The organism is Streptomyces sp. NPDC014889, from assembly GCF_043081205.1.
Lineage (GTDB): Bacteria > Actinomycetota > Actinomycetes > Streptomycetales > Streptomycetaceae > Streptomyces.
The window spans coordinates 63,789-78,667 of the sequence record NZ_JBIBWH010000019.1; the positions used below are offsets into that span (position 1 = coordinate 63,789).

At 73.6% G+C, this 14,879-nt stretch carries 11 protein-coding genes and 1 pseudogene; 3 read left to right on the forward strand and 9 right to left on the reverse strand.

Going from position 1 to position 14,879, the window contains the following annotated elements:
• The first annotated feature begins 12 nt into the window (after positions 1–12).
• Positions 13–1,986, forward strand: a complete 1,974-nt coding sequence (locus ACF09J_RS31015; RefSeq protein ID WP_392308774.1) for an ATP-dependent DNA helicase — start codon at positions 13–15, stop codon at positions 1,984–1,986.
• A gap of 388 nt (positions 1,987–2,374) precedes the next feature.
• Here ACF09J_RS31015 and ACF09J_RS31020 read toward each other — a convergent pair whose 3' ends face one another.
• The 3 genes and pseudogenes from ACF09J_RS31020 to ACF09J_RS31030 all read right to left on the reverse strand — a co-directional run bounded on the left by ACF09J_RS31020 (position 2,375) and on the right by ACF09J_RS31030 (position 6,968).
• Complete coding sequence (locus tag ACF09J_RS31020) at positions 2,375–3,472, reverse strand: P1 family peptidase (RefSeq protein ID WP_392308775.1); 1,098 nt, start codon at positions 3,470–3,472, stop codon at positions 2,375–2,377.
• A gap of 75 nt (positions 3,473–3,547) precedes the next feature.
• A pseudogene (locus ACF09J_RS31025) lies at positions 3,548–4,706 on the reverse strand (winged helix DNA-binding domain-containing protein).
• Positions 4,707–4,787: 81 nt separating this feature from the next.
• Positions 4,788–6,968, reverse strand: a complete 2,181-nt coding sequence (locus ACF09J_RS31030; protein WP_392308776.1) for an MMPL family transporter — start codon at positions 6,966–6,968, stop codon at positions 4,788–4,790.
• Positions 6,969–7,177: 209 nt separating this feature from the next.
• On the opposite strand from ACF09J_RS31030, the gene ACF09J_RS31035 reads away from it, so the two are divergent.
• Complete coding sequence (locus ACF09J_RS31035) at positions 7,178–8,302, forward strand: sensor histidine kinase (RefSeq protein WP_392308777.1); 1,125 nt, start codon at positions 7,178–7,180, stop codon at positions 8,300–8,302.
• Positions 8,299–8,961 (forward strand): response regulator, encoded by a 663-nt coding sequence (locus tag ACF09J_RS31040; RefSeq protein WP_392308778.1) that lies wholly within the window; start codon positions 8,299–8,301, stop codon positions 8,959–8,961. Before ACF09J_RS31035 ends, ACF09J_RS31040 begins: the two co-directional genes overlap by 4 nt.
• Here ACF09J_RS31040 and ACF09J_RS31045 read toward each other — a convergent pair.
• From ACF09J_RS31045 to ACF09J_RS31070, 6 genes are read right to left on the reverse strand one after another with little or no spacing between them, the layout of a single operon-like run.
• Positions 8,925–9,425: a DUF6917 domain-containing protein gene (locus tag ACF09J_RS31045; RefSeq protein WP_392308779.1), complete on the reverse strand. Its 501-nt coding sequence runs from the start codon at positions 9,423–9,425 to the stop codon at positions 8,925–8,927. The two genes, ACF09J_RS31040 and ACF09J_RS31045, sit on opposite strands and share 37 nt — an antisense overlap.
• Positions 9,422–10,378 (reverse strand): Gfo/Idh/MocA family protein, encoded by a 957-nt coding sequence (locus tag ACF09J_RS31050; protein WP_392308780.1) that lies wholly within the window; start codon positions 10,376–10,378, stop codon positions 9,422–9,424. The genes ACF09J_RS31045 and ACF09J_RS31050 overlap by 4 nt, the downstream gene beginning before the upstream one ends.
• Entirely contained in the window at positions 10,375–11,595 is a 1,221-nt protein-coding gene (locus ACF09J_RS31055; protein ID WP_392308781.1) for an Ldh family oxidoreductase, read from the reverse strand. Before ACF09J_RS31055 ends, ACF09J_RS31050 begins: the two co-directional genes overlap by 4 nt.
• Complete coding sequence (locus ACF09J_RS31060) at positions 11,592–12,950, reverse strand: M20/M25/M40 family metallo-hydrolase (protein ID WP_392308782.1); 1,359 nt, start codon at positions 12,948–12,950, stop codon at positions 11,592–11,594. Before ACF09J_RS31060 ends, ACF09J_RS31055 begins: the two co-directional genes overlap by 4 nt.
• A complete protein-coding gene (locus ACF09J_RS31065; RefSeq protein WP_392308783.1) occupies positions 12,947–13,846 on the reverse strand; it encodes a sugar phosphate isomerase/epimerase family protein in 900 nt (299 codons plus the stop codon). The genes ACF09J_RS31060 and ACF09J_RS31065 overlap by 4 nt, the downstream gene beginning before the upstream one ends.
• Entirely contained in the window at positions 13,836–14,867 is a 1,032-nt protein-coding gene (locus ACF09J_RS31070) for a Gfo/Idh/MocA family protein (protein WP_392308784.1), read from the reverse strand. The genes ACF09J_RS31065 and ACF09J_RS31070 overlap by 11 nt, the downstream gene beginning before the upstream one ends.
• Between the last annotated feature and the right edge of the window lie 12 nt (positions 14,868–14,879).

Sequence of the window (14,879 nt, forward strand, 5' to 3'; positions counted from 1 at the left end):
GGTGGTCGCGCTATGACGAAGCCCTCCCTCCCCGAACTCCTGCATGCCGCCGTCGCCGCCGTCGGAGGTACGGAGCGCCCCGGCCAGGTGACCATGGCCCAAGCCGTCGCCGACGCGATCGACGACAGCTCGCATCTGCTGGTCCAGGCCGGCACCGGCACCGGAAAGTCCCTCGGCTACCTTGTGCCCGCCCTCGCCCACGGGGAGAGAGTGGTCGTGGCCACCGCCACCCTCGCCCTCCAGCGCCAGCTCGTCGAGCGTGACCTGCCGCGCACGGTCGACGCCCTGCACCCGCTGCTGCGCCGCCGCCCGGAGTTCGCCATGCTCAAGGGCCGGTCGAACTACCTGTGCCTGCACCGCCTGCGCGAGGGCATGCCGCAGGACGAGGAAGAGGGACTGTTCGACCAGTTCGAGGCGGCCGCGCCCACCAGCAAGCTGGGTCAGGACCTGCTGCGGCTGCGCGACTGGGCCGACGAGACCGAGTCCGGCGACCGCGACGACCTCGCGCCCGGAGTGTCCGACCGGGCCTGGGCACAGGTGTCCGTCTCTTCGCGGGAGTGTCTTGGCGCCTCCAAGTGCGCCTACGGCGCCGAATGCTTCGCCGAGATGGCCCGTGAGCACGCCAAGCTCGCCGAGGTCGTCGTCACCAACCACGCGCTGCTCGCGATCGACGCCATCGAGGGAGCGCCGGTCCTCCCGCAGCACGAGGTCCTCATCGTCGACGAGGCGCACGAGCTCGTCTCACGGGTCACGGGCGTCGCCACCGGTGAGCTCACCCCCGGCCAGGTCAACCGCGCGGTGCGCCGCGCCGCCAAGCTGGTGAACGAGAAGGCCGCCGATCAGCTGCAGACCGCGGCCGAGGGCTTCGAGCGTCTGATGGAGCTGGCCCTGCCCGGCCGCCTGGAGGAGATCCCCGAGGACCTCGGCTATGTGTTGCTGGCACTGCGGGATGCCTCGCGCAATGTCATCTCCGCACTCGGCGCGACCCGGGACAGGTCGGTCCAGGACGAGGACGCCGTCCGCAAACAGGCGCTGGCCTCGGTGGAGACCGTGCACGACGTGGCGGAGCGCATCACCAACGGTTCCGAGTGGGACGTCGTCTGGTACGAGCGCCACGACCGCTTCGGCGCCTCCCTGCGCGTCGCTCCCATGTCCGTCTCGGGCCTGCTGCGGGAGAAGCTCTTCACGGACCGCTCCGTCGTCCTGACCTCCGCGACCCTCAAACTCGGCGGCGACTTCAACGGCGTCGGAGCCTCCCTCGGCCTCGCGCCGGAAGGCACCGAGGGCGACGACGTGCCGCAATGGAAGGGCATCGACGTCGGCTCGCCCTTCGACTACCGCAAGCAGGGCATCCTGTACATCGCCAAGCACCTGGCGCGTCCCGCGCGGGACGGCGATCGCGGCGACATGCTCGACGAGCTGACGGAGCTGATCCAGGCCGCGGGCGGACGCACGCTCGGTCTGTTCTCCTCCATGCGTGCGGCCCAGCTGGCCGCCGAGGAGCTGCGCGGCCGCATCCCCGAGTTCCCGATCCTGCTCCAGGGCGAGGAGACCCTCGGTGAACTGATCAAGAACTTCGCGGCGGACCCGAAGACGTGCCTCTTCGGCACCCTGTCGCTCTGGCAGGGCGTGGACGTCCCCGGGCCCAGCTGCCAGCTCGTCGTCATGGACAAGATCCCGTTCCCGCGACCCGACGACCCGGTGATGAGCGCCCGCCAGAAGGCCGTGGAGGACGCCGGCGGCAACGGCTTCATGGCGGTGGCCGCCACCCACGCGGCGCTCCTCATGGCGCAGGGCGCCGGACGTCTCGTACGGGCCTCGGGGGACCGGGGTGTGGTCGCCGTACTGGATCCGCGTCTGGCGACGGCCCGGTACGGCAGCTATCTGAAGGCATCGCTGCCCGAGTTCTGGCACACCACGGACCGCAACCAGGTGCGCAAGTCGCTGGCGGCCATCAACGCGGTGGCCGAGCAGGAGGGGAAGTGATGACGGGGGTGGGGGGGGGGGGGGGGGGGGGGGGCGGCCCCCCCCCCCCCCGGGGGGGGGGGGGGGGGGGGGGGGGGGGGGGGGGGGGGGCCGCCCCCCCCCCCCCCCCCCCCCCCCCCCCCCGACTCGGCGAACTCCCCGATCCGGTCACTGGCGTCGGCCGGGTTGGTGTTATCCCTCGTCAGTCCCGACTCGGCCGGATCCCATCGTCCGTCGATGAAGTTGCGCCGAAGGTACTGTGACTGTGCCATGCCCTCCCCTTCGCTGGACCACGCCGGCCGTGCTGCCGGACGTGGTCAGGCTCTCCGAAGGGCAGGGCCGTCACAATGCGCGATTGCCGAATGCGGCCGATAGCCGCGGCCTATCGCTTCCCGCCGCCGGTCCGGTGTCAGCCGGCCGGCCTCGTCCGGCGGTCGGGCAGCGGTGGTGCCGCGGGGTCGGTGAGGGCGTCGAGCAGCCGGTCCGCGGGCAGGGCCGGCAGGGTGCGGCCGCCGAAGCCCGTGGTCGTGGTCGCGGCCAGCAGGGAGTTGAGCACCGCCTCCTCGACGGCGTCGAGGACGGCTTCGAACAGGGGCCCCAGTTCGGCGTCCGCCACTGGGGCGCCCGCCTCCGGTCGCGTACCGAAGGCAATGGCGTAGTCGCCGCTGCCATGGCTGTAGGCCGCGCCCGTGCGGGCCAGGGCGAACACGGCCCGCCGCGCGACGCGGGTGAGCTGCCGCGCGTCGACGGGGGCGTCCGTGGCGACCACGATCATGCAGGAACCGGTCTCCGCGACCGGCGCCGGGTCATCGGTCAGGCCCAGGGACCGCGGGGTGACGCAGCGGCCGAGCACTCGCAGCGTGCCGCCGAAGTTCGCCTGCACCAGGACCCCGGCCGTGTACGGCCCGCCTGCCAGTTCGGGTGTGCGGGAGGCGGTTCCGATCCCCGCCTTGAAACCCAGGGCGCCCGTTCCCGCTCCAGCGCCGACGCAGCCCTCGGCCACCGGACCACCGGACGCCCCGTCGAGCGCGGACCGGACGTGCTCCTCGTGCACCGGCCGCGCCCGGATGTCCGACAGGAAGCCGTCGTTGCACTCGCCCACGACCGGGTTGAGGCTCTGTACCTCACCGCAACCGGGCCGTTCGAGCATCCATCCGACGAGGGCGTCGGCGACCCGGAACGCCGACAGGGTGGAGGTGAGCAGCACCGGGGTCTCCAGCGTGCCCAGTTCGGTGAGCTGGGTGGTGCCGATGAGCTTGCCGTATCCGTTGCCGGTGAACACCCCCGCGGGCAGCGGCGAGCGGGGGCCGACGGCACCGGGCACGACGGCGGTCACCCCGCTGTGCACGTCGGGAGGACGCCGCACGGTGGTGTGCCCGACCCGGACGCCCGGCACATCGGTGATCGCGTTGAGGGGGCCGGTATCGCCCCGCCCGACGACGATGCCGAGGTCACGGGCCCGAGGCCGGTTGCCCTGTGCCGACTGGACGTGAGCCATGGGTTCCATACGACCGGACGCTACGCGCCCCACCGCTCGTTCGGTCGGCCGGGTCGGCCGGCCGGCAGCGTCATGGGGCACGTCTCAGTCGCCACGGAGCAGGCGTGTCTCGGCGGCCGGCAGCCCCTTCGTCCACCAGTGGCCGTAGCGCTGGTACACCGTCTCCTCGCGGTCGGCGAGGAACAGGGTGAGCGATCCGGCCTCCGCGGCCAGTCCCCGCCAGACGTGCTCCGGAAGCGGGTGAAAGGCGGTGGCCTCGATTCCTCCGTCCACGGGACGCCACACGCCGGCGGCATAGCCGTCGACCAGCAGGGTGGGCAGGACGTCCCCGTTGACGCGCATCACGAGCTTGCGGTACGCGGGTGGGATGACGCGGCCGCGGTCGGCGTAGGCCAGCAGGATGCTGTCCCACATCGCCATCAGCCTGGGCGGGGCCGGGGTGTCCTCGCCCGGCCGTGGCGCCGGGGATGTCGTACAGCACCGTGCCGTCCGGGCCCTCCAGTTGCTCCAGTTCAGCGGCGAGTCCCTGCACCGCCGCTCTCGCCCTGGCCCGCTGGACCAGCGCGAACTGCGCCATGTCCGCCACCGACGCCGGGCCGAAGCCCTCCAGGTAACGGTGTATCAGAGTGCGCAGACCCGCGACGGCGGCGTCCGGATCGGCCAACTCCGGCGGTGTGCCGGCGGCGACATAGGCCTGCTGGGTGCCGAACGACCAGGGGCCTCCGGTGGGCGCGTGCCACAGCGGCGCGTACTGCCGCAGCATCCGCCAGGCCGCCGGTTCCACCGGTGCGCCCAGTCGCGCCTCGAGCCGGCGCCGCATCTGGGCGGCGGACCGCGGCTGGTCGGCGTACTCCAGCAGTTCCGGGACCAGCGCGTCGGCGTCGGTGGCGGTGAGCCCGGACGCCGTGAAACGGGGGCCGCCGAGCCGGGAGCCGCGCAGTGTCGGCTCCATGGCCTCGCGGAACGCCCGGTAGTCCTCGGCGTGAACCATGTGCAGCGTGATCCGCATCAGTGTCGACCTGACCGCCCGGTGGCCGGCCACGGCGGTGTCGATGCCGGCCGGGTCGAAGCCGGCCGGGTCGAAGCCGCTGAGCCGGTTCCACAGGGCCAGGTACGGCGAGGCGGGCTGCTGTGCCTGGAGAGCGACCACGCGCCGCACCGCGTCGACGGGTGTGAGCGACTCCCTGCCGAGCAGCAACTGCCGTGCGAGGGTCGAGCGGTTGAGAGCGCGCGCACTAATCATCCGGTCATCATGCCGAGCCTGCCTTCCGCTCGTGCGGGGAACCCCGCCCAATGGCCCCCCGCACTCCGGCTCGAGGAGGAGTCAGACCCTGGCCTCCTGCCCGGCCTCGGCGTCCAAAGCGGCCGTCGCCTTCGGTGTCCGGCGGCCGGGCATCCACCAGTTGGTGTCGCCGCACAGTTCCATCACCGCCGGGACGAGGACCAGCCGGATGACGGTGGCGTCGATGAGCACGGCGACGGCCATGCCCAGGCCTCCCTGTTTGACCGCGACGTCGGGGCCGAGCAGGGAGGTGGTGAAGACGGCGACCATGATGGCGGCCGCGGCCGTGATGACCTTGGCGGTCCGTGCCATCCCGCGCGCGACGGCCGTCCGGGTGTCGCCGGTGCGTTCGTACTCCTCACGGACCCGCGAGATCAGGAAGACCTCGTAGTCCATCGACAGACCGAACAGCACCGGGAAGATCATCATCGGCACCCAGGTCGTGACCGGCATCGCGGTGGGGAAACCGAGGGCCGGGCCCAGCCACCCCCACTGGACGACCGCGACGAGCACGCCGTAGGCGGCGCCGATGGCCAGCAGGTTCATCACGGCGGCCTGGAGCGCGATGGTGACCGAACGGACCAGCGCGATCAGCAGCACCAGGGACAGCGCGATGACGACCGCGATCATCAGGGGCAGGCGCGAGCCGATGTCCTCGGCCGTGTCGATCGTGACGGCGTTCGGGCCGCCGACGTAGACCGCTTCGCCGCCGGGCGCCTTGGGCAGCACGTCGTCGCGGAGCCGGTGGACCAGATCCGCGGTCGCCTTGTCCTGGTAGCCGGTCCTGGGGAAGGCCATGAGGAGCGCGGCCCGCCCGTCCTTGCTGACCTGGGGCGGCGTGGCGTAGGCGATGCCCTCGGTCCTGCCGACGGCTTCGGCGACGGAACGCAGATCGCCGCCGTGGGGGCCGACCTCGGCGGCGAGGACCAGGGGTGCGCCGTAGCCGGGACCGAAGCCCTCGGAGAGGATCTTGTACGAGGTGTAGCTGCTCCGGTCGTGCGGCTGGACACTGGCGTCGGGGTTGCTCAGCCGCATCGACAGCGTGGGTGCGGCCAGCACCAGCAGCACCACGCCGGCCAGCACCGCGGCGACCAGCGGCTTGCGCTGCACCACGCCGGCCCACCGCTCGGCGAGCGTACGGCGCTCCCGTGCCGGGACACCGTCGGCTCCGCTCCGGCGGAACGTGCGACGGGGCAGGCGCAGCGAGTTGATCCTGTGCCCGGTGAAGCCGAGGAACGCCGGCAGCAGGGTCACCGCGGCGATCATCGTCACCAGCACGATCACCGACGTGGCGACGGCCACTCCGGTCATCAGCCGCTGTCCCATGACGATCAGGCCCAGCAGCGCGATCACGACGGTCGTGCCGGCGAACAGGACCGCGTGACCGGCGGTGGTGATGGCCTTGACCGTGGCGGTCTCCGGATCGTCGCCGGCCTGCAGGCCGTCCTTGTAGCGGGTCACGATGAACAGGGCGTAGTCGATGCCGACGCCGAGACCGATCATCGCGGCGAGGATCGCCGTGAAGTCCGGTGCGGGGACCAGATACGCCACCATCTTCGTCAGGGCGATGCCCGCGACGATCGCCAGCATCGCGGTGACGATCGGCAGGCCCATCGCCACCAGTGACCCGAAGGCGATGAACAGGATCACCGCCGCCGCCACGATGCCCACGCTCTCGGACGAACCCTGCGGGGGTGTCTCGGCCTTCTCCGCCTTCTCCCCGCCCAGACCCAGCGTCACGCCCTCCCCGGAGGCCTGCTTGACCAGGGTCACCAGGGGCTCGACCTCGGTCTTCCGCACGTCCTTGACGGTCAGCGGGATGGTCGTACGGGCGATGCGGCGATCCTTCGTCACCAGGTTCTCGTCCTGATACGGAGAGGTCACCGGCCCTGTCACGGGCGAGTCGTCCAGACCGGCGATGACCTTCTCGATCCGCCGCCGGGCGGCGGGGTCGTCGATTCCCCTGTCCGCCTTGATCGCGAGGGTCAGCGTGTCCCCCTGCCGTTCGGGGAAGTGCTTCTCGATCAGCGCCTGTGCCTTGGCGGAGTCGGAGCCGCCGCCGGAGAAGTCGTTGTCGGGGGAGGCACCGTAACCGAAGCCGGCGAAGGCCACCGCGATCACGCCGACGATCCAGACCAGGAGCACCAGGCGGCGCCGCCGGTAGCAGAACCGGGCCAGTCCCGCCAGGGCTCCTTCCGTGCGGGTGGTGTCCGTTGGCGTCATCTTCTCCTCCTGCGACTCGACGTCGCCCGATCATGTCCGCCGGACCCACCGCCGGGCGTCCCTCAGGCGCAGGCACTTCGGGCTGCCGCCGACGGAGCACGCGACCACGGCGGATACCGCGGACGTCGCGCGTGTACCACGGGCGCGGTACACGCGCGCTCGTCCGTGAGCGGGACCCGCCCGCGGCGCCGTCCGGCTAGGGTGCGCCCATGGACAGAGGACGGTTCGGGGTCCCGGCCGGTGTCGTGGACTGGGCGATCGCCGTCGGAGTGGCGGGGGCGCTGCTGGCCACCGGGCTGTCCGGGCGGCAACCGGCCGGCGACCTCGGCCTGTTGGGCTGCACACTGCTGGTGGCCGGCGGTCTGGCGCTGGCCGCGCGCCGCCGGGCCCCGCTGCCCGTGCTGGCCGTCACCGGACTGTGCGCGGTGGGTTATCAGGCGGCCGGTTTCGATGTGCCCGCCGTCGCCTACCTGTTCGCGGTGTACGCCGCCGTGCGGGCCGGTCACCGCACCGCCACGGTGGTGGCGAGCGTGGCGATGCTGGCCGCCCTCCCCCTCGCGGCCCTGTCCTCCCTGCACGACACCGGGGCGGCGTTCGCGCAGGCCCGCGGCGCCCTGGAGGGGGCCTGGCTGATCGCGGCCGGCGCGGCGGGCGAGGCGCTGCGGCAGGCCGAGCGGCGGGCGGACGAGGCCGAGCGCACCCGGGAGGAGACCGCGCGGCGTCGCGCCGACGAGGAACGGCTGCACATCGCACGGGAGTTGCACGACTCGCTCACCCACCAGATCTCGATCATCAAGGTGCAGGCCGAGGTCGCCGTCCATGTGGCCCGCAGGCGCGGCGAGCAGGTGCCGGCGTCCCTGCTGGCGATCCAGGAGGCCGGACGTGAGGCGAGCCGGGAGCTGCGCGCGACCCTGGAGGCACTGCGCGACGACGACACGGCCCCGCCGCGCGGCCTCGACCACGTACCGGAGCTGGTGGAACGAGCGCGTGCCATCGGCCTTGACGCGACGCTGACGATCAGGGGGCGACGGCACGACGTGCCCGCCGCGGTGGACCGGACCGTCTACCGGATCGTGCAGGAGTCGCTCACCAACATCGCCCGGCATGCCGCCGCGGACTCGGCGTCGGTCCGCATCGACTGCCGTCCGGACGCGCTCACGATACGTGTCGACGACGACGGCAGGGCCACGCCCGACACCACCCCGACGCCCGGTGTCGGACTGCTCGGGATGCGGGAGCGCGTCACCGCTCTCGGGGGCCGGCTGCGGGCCGAGCCGCGCGTCGGGGGCGGCTTCACCGTCCAGGCCGAACTCCCCGTGGAGCAGGCGTCGTGATCCGTGTCCTGCTGGTCGACGACCAGCCGCTCCTGCGCAGCGGATTCCGCGCGCTGCTCGACCTGGAGGGCGACATCGAGGTGGTGGCCGAGGCCGGTGACGGGCGGGAGGGTCTGGCCCTGGTCCGGGAGCACCTGCCCGACATCGCGCTCGTCGACATCCGGATGCCGGTCCTCGACGGCATCGAGGTCACCCGGCGCATCGCCGCGGACCCGGCGCTGTCCGGGGTGCACGTCGTCATCCTGACCAACTACGGCCTGGACGAGTACGTTCTGGACGCCCTGCGCGCGGGCGCGGCCGGGTTCCTCGTCAAGGACATCGTGCCGGAGGACTTCCTGCACGCGGTGCGCGTCGCCGCGCGGGGCGACGCCCTGCTCGCGCCGTCGATCACCCGCAAGCTGATCAGCCGGTACGTCACCCAGCCGCTCGACACGGAAGTCGGCCCTGGACTGAAGGAGTTGACCAACCGGGAACGCGAGGCCGTCGCCCTGGTCGCGCAGGGGCTGTCCAACGACCAGATCGCCGATCGCATGGTGATCAGCCCGATGACGGCGAAGACCCACGTCAACCGGGCCATGGTCAAGCTCCGTGTCCGCGACCGCGCCCAACTCGTCGTCCTGGCCTACGAGTCCGGCCTGGTGACCCCCCGGAGCCGCTGACCGGGTCCGTCCGGCTCGCGGGGCCCGGCCACCGCGGGAGCCTCGGCGGGGACGAACCGCACCTCGTCCTCGGGCCGCAGTGCCAGGTCCCGTCCGGTCACCGGCTCCGGCACCAGGACGAGGACGTTGTAGTGGTTGGGGAAGTGGCAGGAGTCGAAGCCGAGGACGGTGCCGACGAGCCGGGAGCCGATCCATACCTGGTCGCCCCGGTCGAGGACACCGGCGCAGCCGATCTCCGCGAAGCCGAGGAAGCCGACCCGGTCCACCCGGGTGCCCGGCGCGGACTCCCGCTGGTCGGTGGTGACCAGTTCGTGGACCTCGCCCCGGCGCACACAGCGGCTCGCGAACTCCTCGACCCGCATGCCGCGGTCGTCCCTGCGGTGGACCAGTACCTTCACGACGGTCCCGTGGACGGTCCGCTTGCCTCCGCTCTCGGCCGCCTGCGGGTTCTGCTCTCCGGTCATCGGTTCGGTGCCTCCGGTGCGGTCGCGCGCGTGCTCGCCGCCGGGGAGCGGGTGAGCCGGTAGGTGTGCTCGGTCAGCGCGAGCGCGGCGAGACCGTCGCCGCCGTGGTCCGCGCCCGCGTGGATCGCCCGCTCGAACGCGTCGAGCACACCGACGTACTCGTGCCACAGGGAGCCCTTGAACTCCGCGAACCCGCGCAGCATGTCGGCCGTGTGCACGGAGCCGTCCGTCAGCCGGACCGTGACGTCCTTCACCTCGCCCGGGTAGGACCAGTCGAGTTCGACGTCCACGGGCACTCCGCTGCGCGACCGGAGCCGGACCGTGGCCCGCCGGTCCACGCCGTGAGCGTCCCGGCCCACTTCGGCGTGCTCCACCCCGACCTCGCCGGCCAGCAGCCGCGCCAGGTCGTAGGCGTTGGGGCCGTTGTCGGCGACGCAACCGCCGCCGCACCGCTGCGGATCCAGATACCAGGCGTCCTGCCCGATGTGGTCCTCGATCCGCTCCAGGTACCGGATCGTCATCCCGGCCGGAGCGGCCGACGACTCCAACGTGCGGCGCAACGCGGCGATTTCACGGTTGTGACGGCGGTGGAACGCCGTGAACAGGCATACGTCGCGCTCCACGGCCGCGGCCACCAGCGCCTCGGCGTCCTCCGGCCGGGTGGCCAACGGCTTCTCCACACAGACGGCGACACCTGCGGCGAGCGCGTCGGCCGCGATCGCCGCGTGCGTGTCGTTGGGCGAGGTGACGACGACCGCGTCCAGTTCGGTCCGCGCGAGCATCGCGCGGTGGCCGGTGTGGACGGGCCGCTGGTCGCGGTGAGGGAGCAGCCGCCCGGCGGAGATGTCGCACACCGCGGTGAGCCGCCAGGCGGGCGACCTCTCGATCGCGGCCAGGTAGAACCGGGAGATCGCGCCGAGCCCGACGATCCCGATGCGCCGCGGCTCCTTCACCGTTCACCTCCGTGGGCCGGGACCGCGTCCGTGTGCGCCGGCGACTCGCCCGCGCCCGTGTCCCGGGAGCACGACTCGCCGCCCGCCCGGACGGCGTCCCTGGCCGTCGGGAGCCGTAGGGGAAGGCTCAGCCCCAGCGAGGCGGCCAGCTCGGTCAACTCGGCGTGCACCGGCGGCTCCAGGGGTACGCCGTGCTCGCGGTGGTGGCGGGCCCGCTCGGCCTCCGGCCAGCCGGGGTAGCGGACCGGGGCGTCCGCGTCGACCGGCGGGCAGGCCAGCACACTGCCGAACAGCCGCTCCGCGTCCCGGGCCACGGCGTCCGGCCCCCGCAGCAGCGCGGGCGCGACGGCCACCGTCAGCATGCCGATGTCGTCGTCCCGGCCCGAGGGACGGCCGTCGCCCGTCAGGGCCTCGTCCGCGGGGCCGAACCCGGAGCCGGCGACCAGTGCCGACAGCACCTCCACCATCAGCCCGAGCCCGAATCCCTTGAAGACCCCGGCGTCCGCGCCCAGCCAGAGCAGGTGCGCCTCGCCCCGGTCGAAGGCCGCCGGATCGGTCACGCTCCGGCCGTCCTCGTCGGCGAGCCATCCCGGCGGGACCGGCTGTCCGGCGCGGGCCGCCGCCCGCACCCGCCCGGTCGGTGCCGCCGTGGTGCTCATGTCCAGCACGAAGGGCGGGTGTTCGCCGGCCGGAGCGGCGACGCCGAGCGGGTTCGTACCGAGCAGTGCGGCGCGGCCGCCCGGGGGACGCGCGATGCGCTGCCGTCCGCAGTTGGACGCCACCAGGCCGACCATGCCGTGCTCGGCGGCGCGCCGGGCGTGGTAGCCGGCGCAGCCGAAGTGCGTGCCGCCCCGCACGGAGACGAGGCCGACTCCGTGGCGCGCCGCGCGCTCGACGGCCAGGTCCATGGCGTCGCTCGCCTGCCACAGGCCGAGCGACCGGCGCGCGTCGACCAGGACGGCCGCGCCGTGATCGGCCAGGACGGCCGGGGAGGCGGTGGGATCCGCCCGGCCCTCCTCCAGCAGCGGGAGGTAGAGGCGGGTCAGGTTGACCGTGCCGTGCGAGCCCATCCCGACCAGGTCGCCGTAGCAGAGCGCCACCGCGGCCTGCCGGGCCCGTTCCCCGGGGACTCCGCGGGCGGTGAAGGCGGCGGTGGCGAGGTCGAGCAGTCCGTCGTAGGGGACGCGGACCTCGGGGGCCGCGCTCTTTCCGGTCACCGTGACCGCTCCTTTGCTCCGATGCCGCTGAGACCGATGCCGCTGACGCAGGTGTCCCGGAAGGCGAGCAGGATCCTCGCGACCCCGGCGGCGAACCCTTCGAGGTCCGCCACGTCGATGAACTCGCCCCGTGCGTGGGCGTGGTTGTCCTCCAGCGATCCCGGCCCGTACACCACGGTCGCCGCGTCCTCGCGCCCGGCCAGCCAGATCGCGTCGCAGGTGAACGCGGCCTCCTCGTCGGGCCACCGCCCGGCACCGGCCGCGCCCATCAGCCGTTCGGCCCAGGGCGCGGTACCGGCGAGCGCGGGCAGCCCCCTCTTGCGCCAGTGCAGCCGGGTGATGGCGGCGGCGTCCTCGGCCGTCCGGGCGAGTTCACGGATCGCGCCGAAACGGGTACGGAACTCCGCGAGCCCCGCCCGCAGCGCCTCGCTCGTCGCCGCCTCCAGCCGCCGGCCCGTACGCTCGCTCGTGTAGGAGAGGTTGAGCAGCAACTCGCCGCTGCCGTAGACCCGGTTGTGCAGGGGTCCCGTCGTCAGTCCGGCCACGCAGACGCGCCCCTGCGCGGCCTGCGGCGGCAGCGCCCCGCCCAGGTACTGGGCCAAGTGGCCGAGGAGCACGGTGGCGTTGTGGCCTCGCTCGGGACGGTCGTCCACCGCGTCGTCGCCGTCGACCCGTACGCACGCGGTCATCGAGGCGCTCGCGCGGGGCAGGTAGCGCAGGCCGGTCGGTTCGCAGAAGACGTTGAGCCGCCCGTACCAGCCCCGTTCGACCAGGGGCCGGGTGCCGATCGTGCCCAGCGCGCCGCCCTCCTCGCCGGAGACCGCCTGGATCAGCACGCCGATGTCCCGGCCCAGTCCGGGCTGGGCGATGACGGCGGCCCTGACCCCGGCGAGCAGGGCGACCGCGGGTCCCTTCGCGTCGACCGCGCCGCGCCCGGTGAACCTCCGGCCGTCGAACCCGACGGGCTCGTCGCCCGAGACTGTGTCCAGGTGCACGTTGAACATGAGCGTCCGGCGGCGCGGGTGGCCGTCGCCGAGCCGCAGCACCAGGTTCGGCTGGCAGGCGAGGAATCCGGGGTCCGCGGCGACGGCCTCGCGCACCGGCAGCGGCACACCGTCGGCCTCGATGTCCTCGGGCCGCGTCGGGGCGTGGTGCGGCACCGTGAAGCCGAGCGGTGCGGCCGCCTCGGCGTAACGGCGCTGGGCGGCCCACAGTTCTGGCCGGGGACCGGCGCCGCCGGTCTCCAGCGGTCCGGCCGTGGGCAGCCGCAGCAGATCCAGCAGGAGGCGGGTGTCGGCCTCGGTGACGAGCGGGGCGGCCACATGGGCGTCCGGACCCCTCGGCGGCGCGGTCACCGGGTACGTCCCGAGCCGACGGCGGCGGGGTCGCGGCGCTCGGCCGTGAGTTCGCCGAGCAGTTCGGCGAGCGCCCGGCCGCTCGCGGCGAACGCGGCGGAGCACTCGGCGTCGGGTGCCCGTCGGCCCTCGTGCGGCACCACGGCCAGGTGCGGCTCGATCGACAGGGCGCCGGCGTACCCGGAGTCGAGCAGCAGCCGCAGACAGTCCGCGACGCGGGACTGCCCGCGGCCCGGCAGCCGGTAGACCGGGTCCGCGGCCGGGCCGTCCGCGTCCTTGACGTGCACGTGCCGCACATGTCCGGCGGTCTCCCGCAGGAGTTCGTACGCCGAGTAGCCGTGGGCGATGCCGTTGCCAATGTCGAACAGCAGGCCGAGGGCGGGGCTGTCCACACTCTGCAGGAGGTCGTGCACGCGGCTCGCGCTGCTCCCGGCCCAGCCGGCGCAGTTCTCGTGCAGCAGGACCAGACCGGCCTGCTCCGCGTGGTGTGTCAGTACCCTGATCCGCTCGATCACGGTCGCCCGCCAGGCGGGCTCGGCGAGGGCGCCGCTCGGGTACGACATGATCCGGACGTAGCGGGTGCCCAGGACCGGGCAGCGTCTGCCGAGCGTGCGCAACTCGTCGACGTCGGCGGTGAAGTCGCCGTCGGCCGGCCTCGCCCACCCGCCGATACGGGAGTCCACGGCCACCACGCTCAGCCCCGCGGCCCGGACCGCGTCGGTCACCCGCGCGAACGCGGGTTCGGTCAGCTCGGCGAGCGGGATCCCGTCGACGCCGCGCAGCTCGATCGCCGTCCAGCCGAGCGAGCGGACCGCGGCCAATTGTGCGTCGATCCCGTGCCCCGCCTCGTCGCCGATGCCGGCGAGGGTGAGGCCCGATGAGGCGTCAGCGGGCATCGAGCACCGCCTCCGCCGTCGCGCCGGCCGGCTGGTCGAGGCGGGCGCAGTGCCGTTTGGCCGCGTCCACCAGCCGTACCGCCTCCGCGCCCGTGTCCGCGTCGCCGGCCGACGGGCCGCCGTCGGCGAAGCGCCGGTAGGCGCCGAGCAGGAACTGTGCGAACGCGTCGTCGGGGAACACCTCGCGGGTGGCGCGGCCGGGGCCGCTGACGGAGAGCTGTGCGTATCCGTCGTCCTGGCTGACCGGGTAGTGGCCGACGACGGTCGCCTCGGCGAACTCGCAGGTGATCCGGCGTTCGCGGACCGGCGCCGTCAGGTCCGAGGCGATCCGCGTCGACGGCCCCCGCTCATGGGCCAGAGTCAGCGTCGCGCTGCCCATGCGGGGCCGTACGACACCGTCCGCCGCCAGGTCCGACCAGCTCGCCCCGGTCAGCCGGGCGGGTCCGGCCAGGCGCAGGGCGACGCCCAGCCCGTGCGGGACCTCGACGTCGAACGCGGTCGGATGGCCGGTCGTGGCGAGGCTGCGGCTGAAGCGCGGCTTGCGCTGGACGATGCGGATCTCGCGCAGCGCGCCGAACTCCCCGCCTGCCACGTACTCCTCCAGCCGCCGGGTCAGACTGCTGGCCAGCCACTGCGCCACCATGACCAGCCGCAGCCGGTGCCCCCGGCACAGCTCCTCGACCCGGGCGAGCTGGTCGACGTCGACCGCGAGGGGCTTCTCCACGACCAGGTTGACGAAGCCGAGCCGGGCCAGTCGTCCGATCACCACGTCCCGCCCCTCGGGCGGTGTGCACACGTGGACGACGGTCCGCTCCGAGTCGAGTTCGTCGCGGGCCCGCTCCAGCGTCGGCACCGGACGCACGCCCGGTGCGAGGAGCGCTGGCGGCGCGGGATCCACGGCGACGACGGGCGCCTCGGCGAGCAGGGTGCCCGCTGGCGTGCGCTGCCGCATCCGGTCCAGGGCCGGCAGATGGAGACCGGCGCCGGCCCGTCCCAGACCCACGATGAGCGTGCGGAACACGGTGACCGCCCC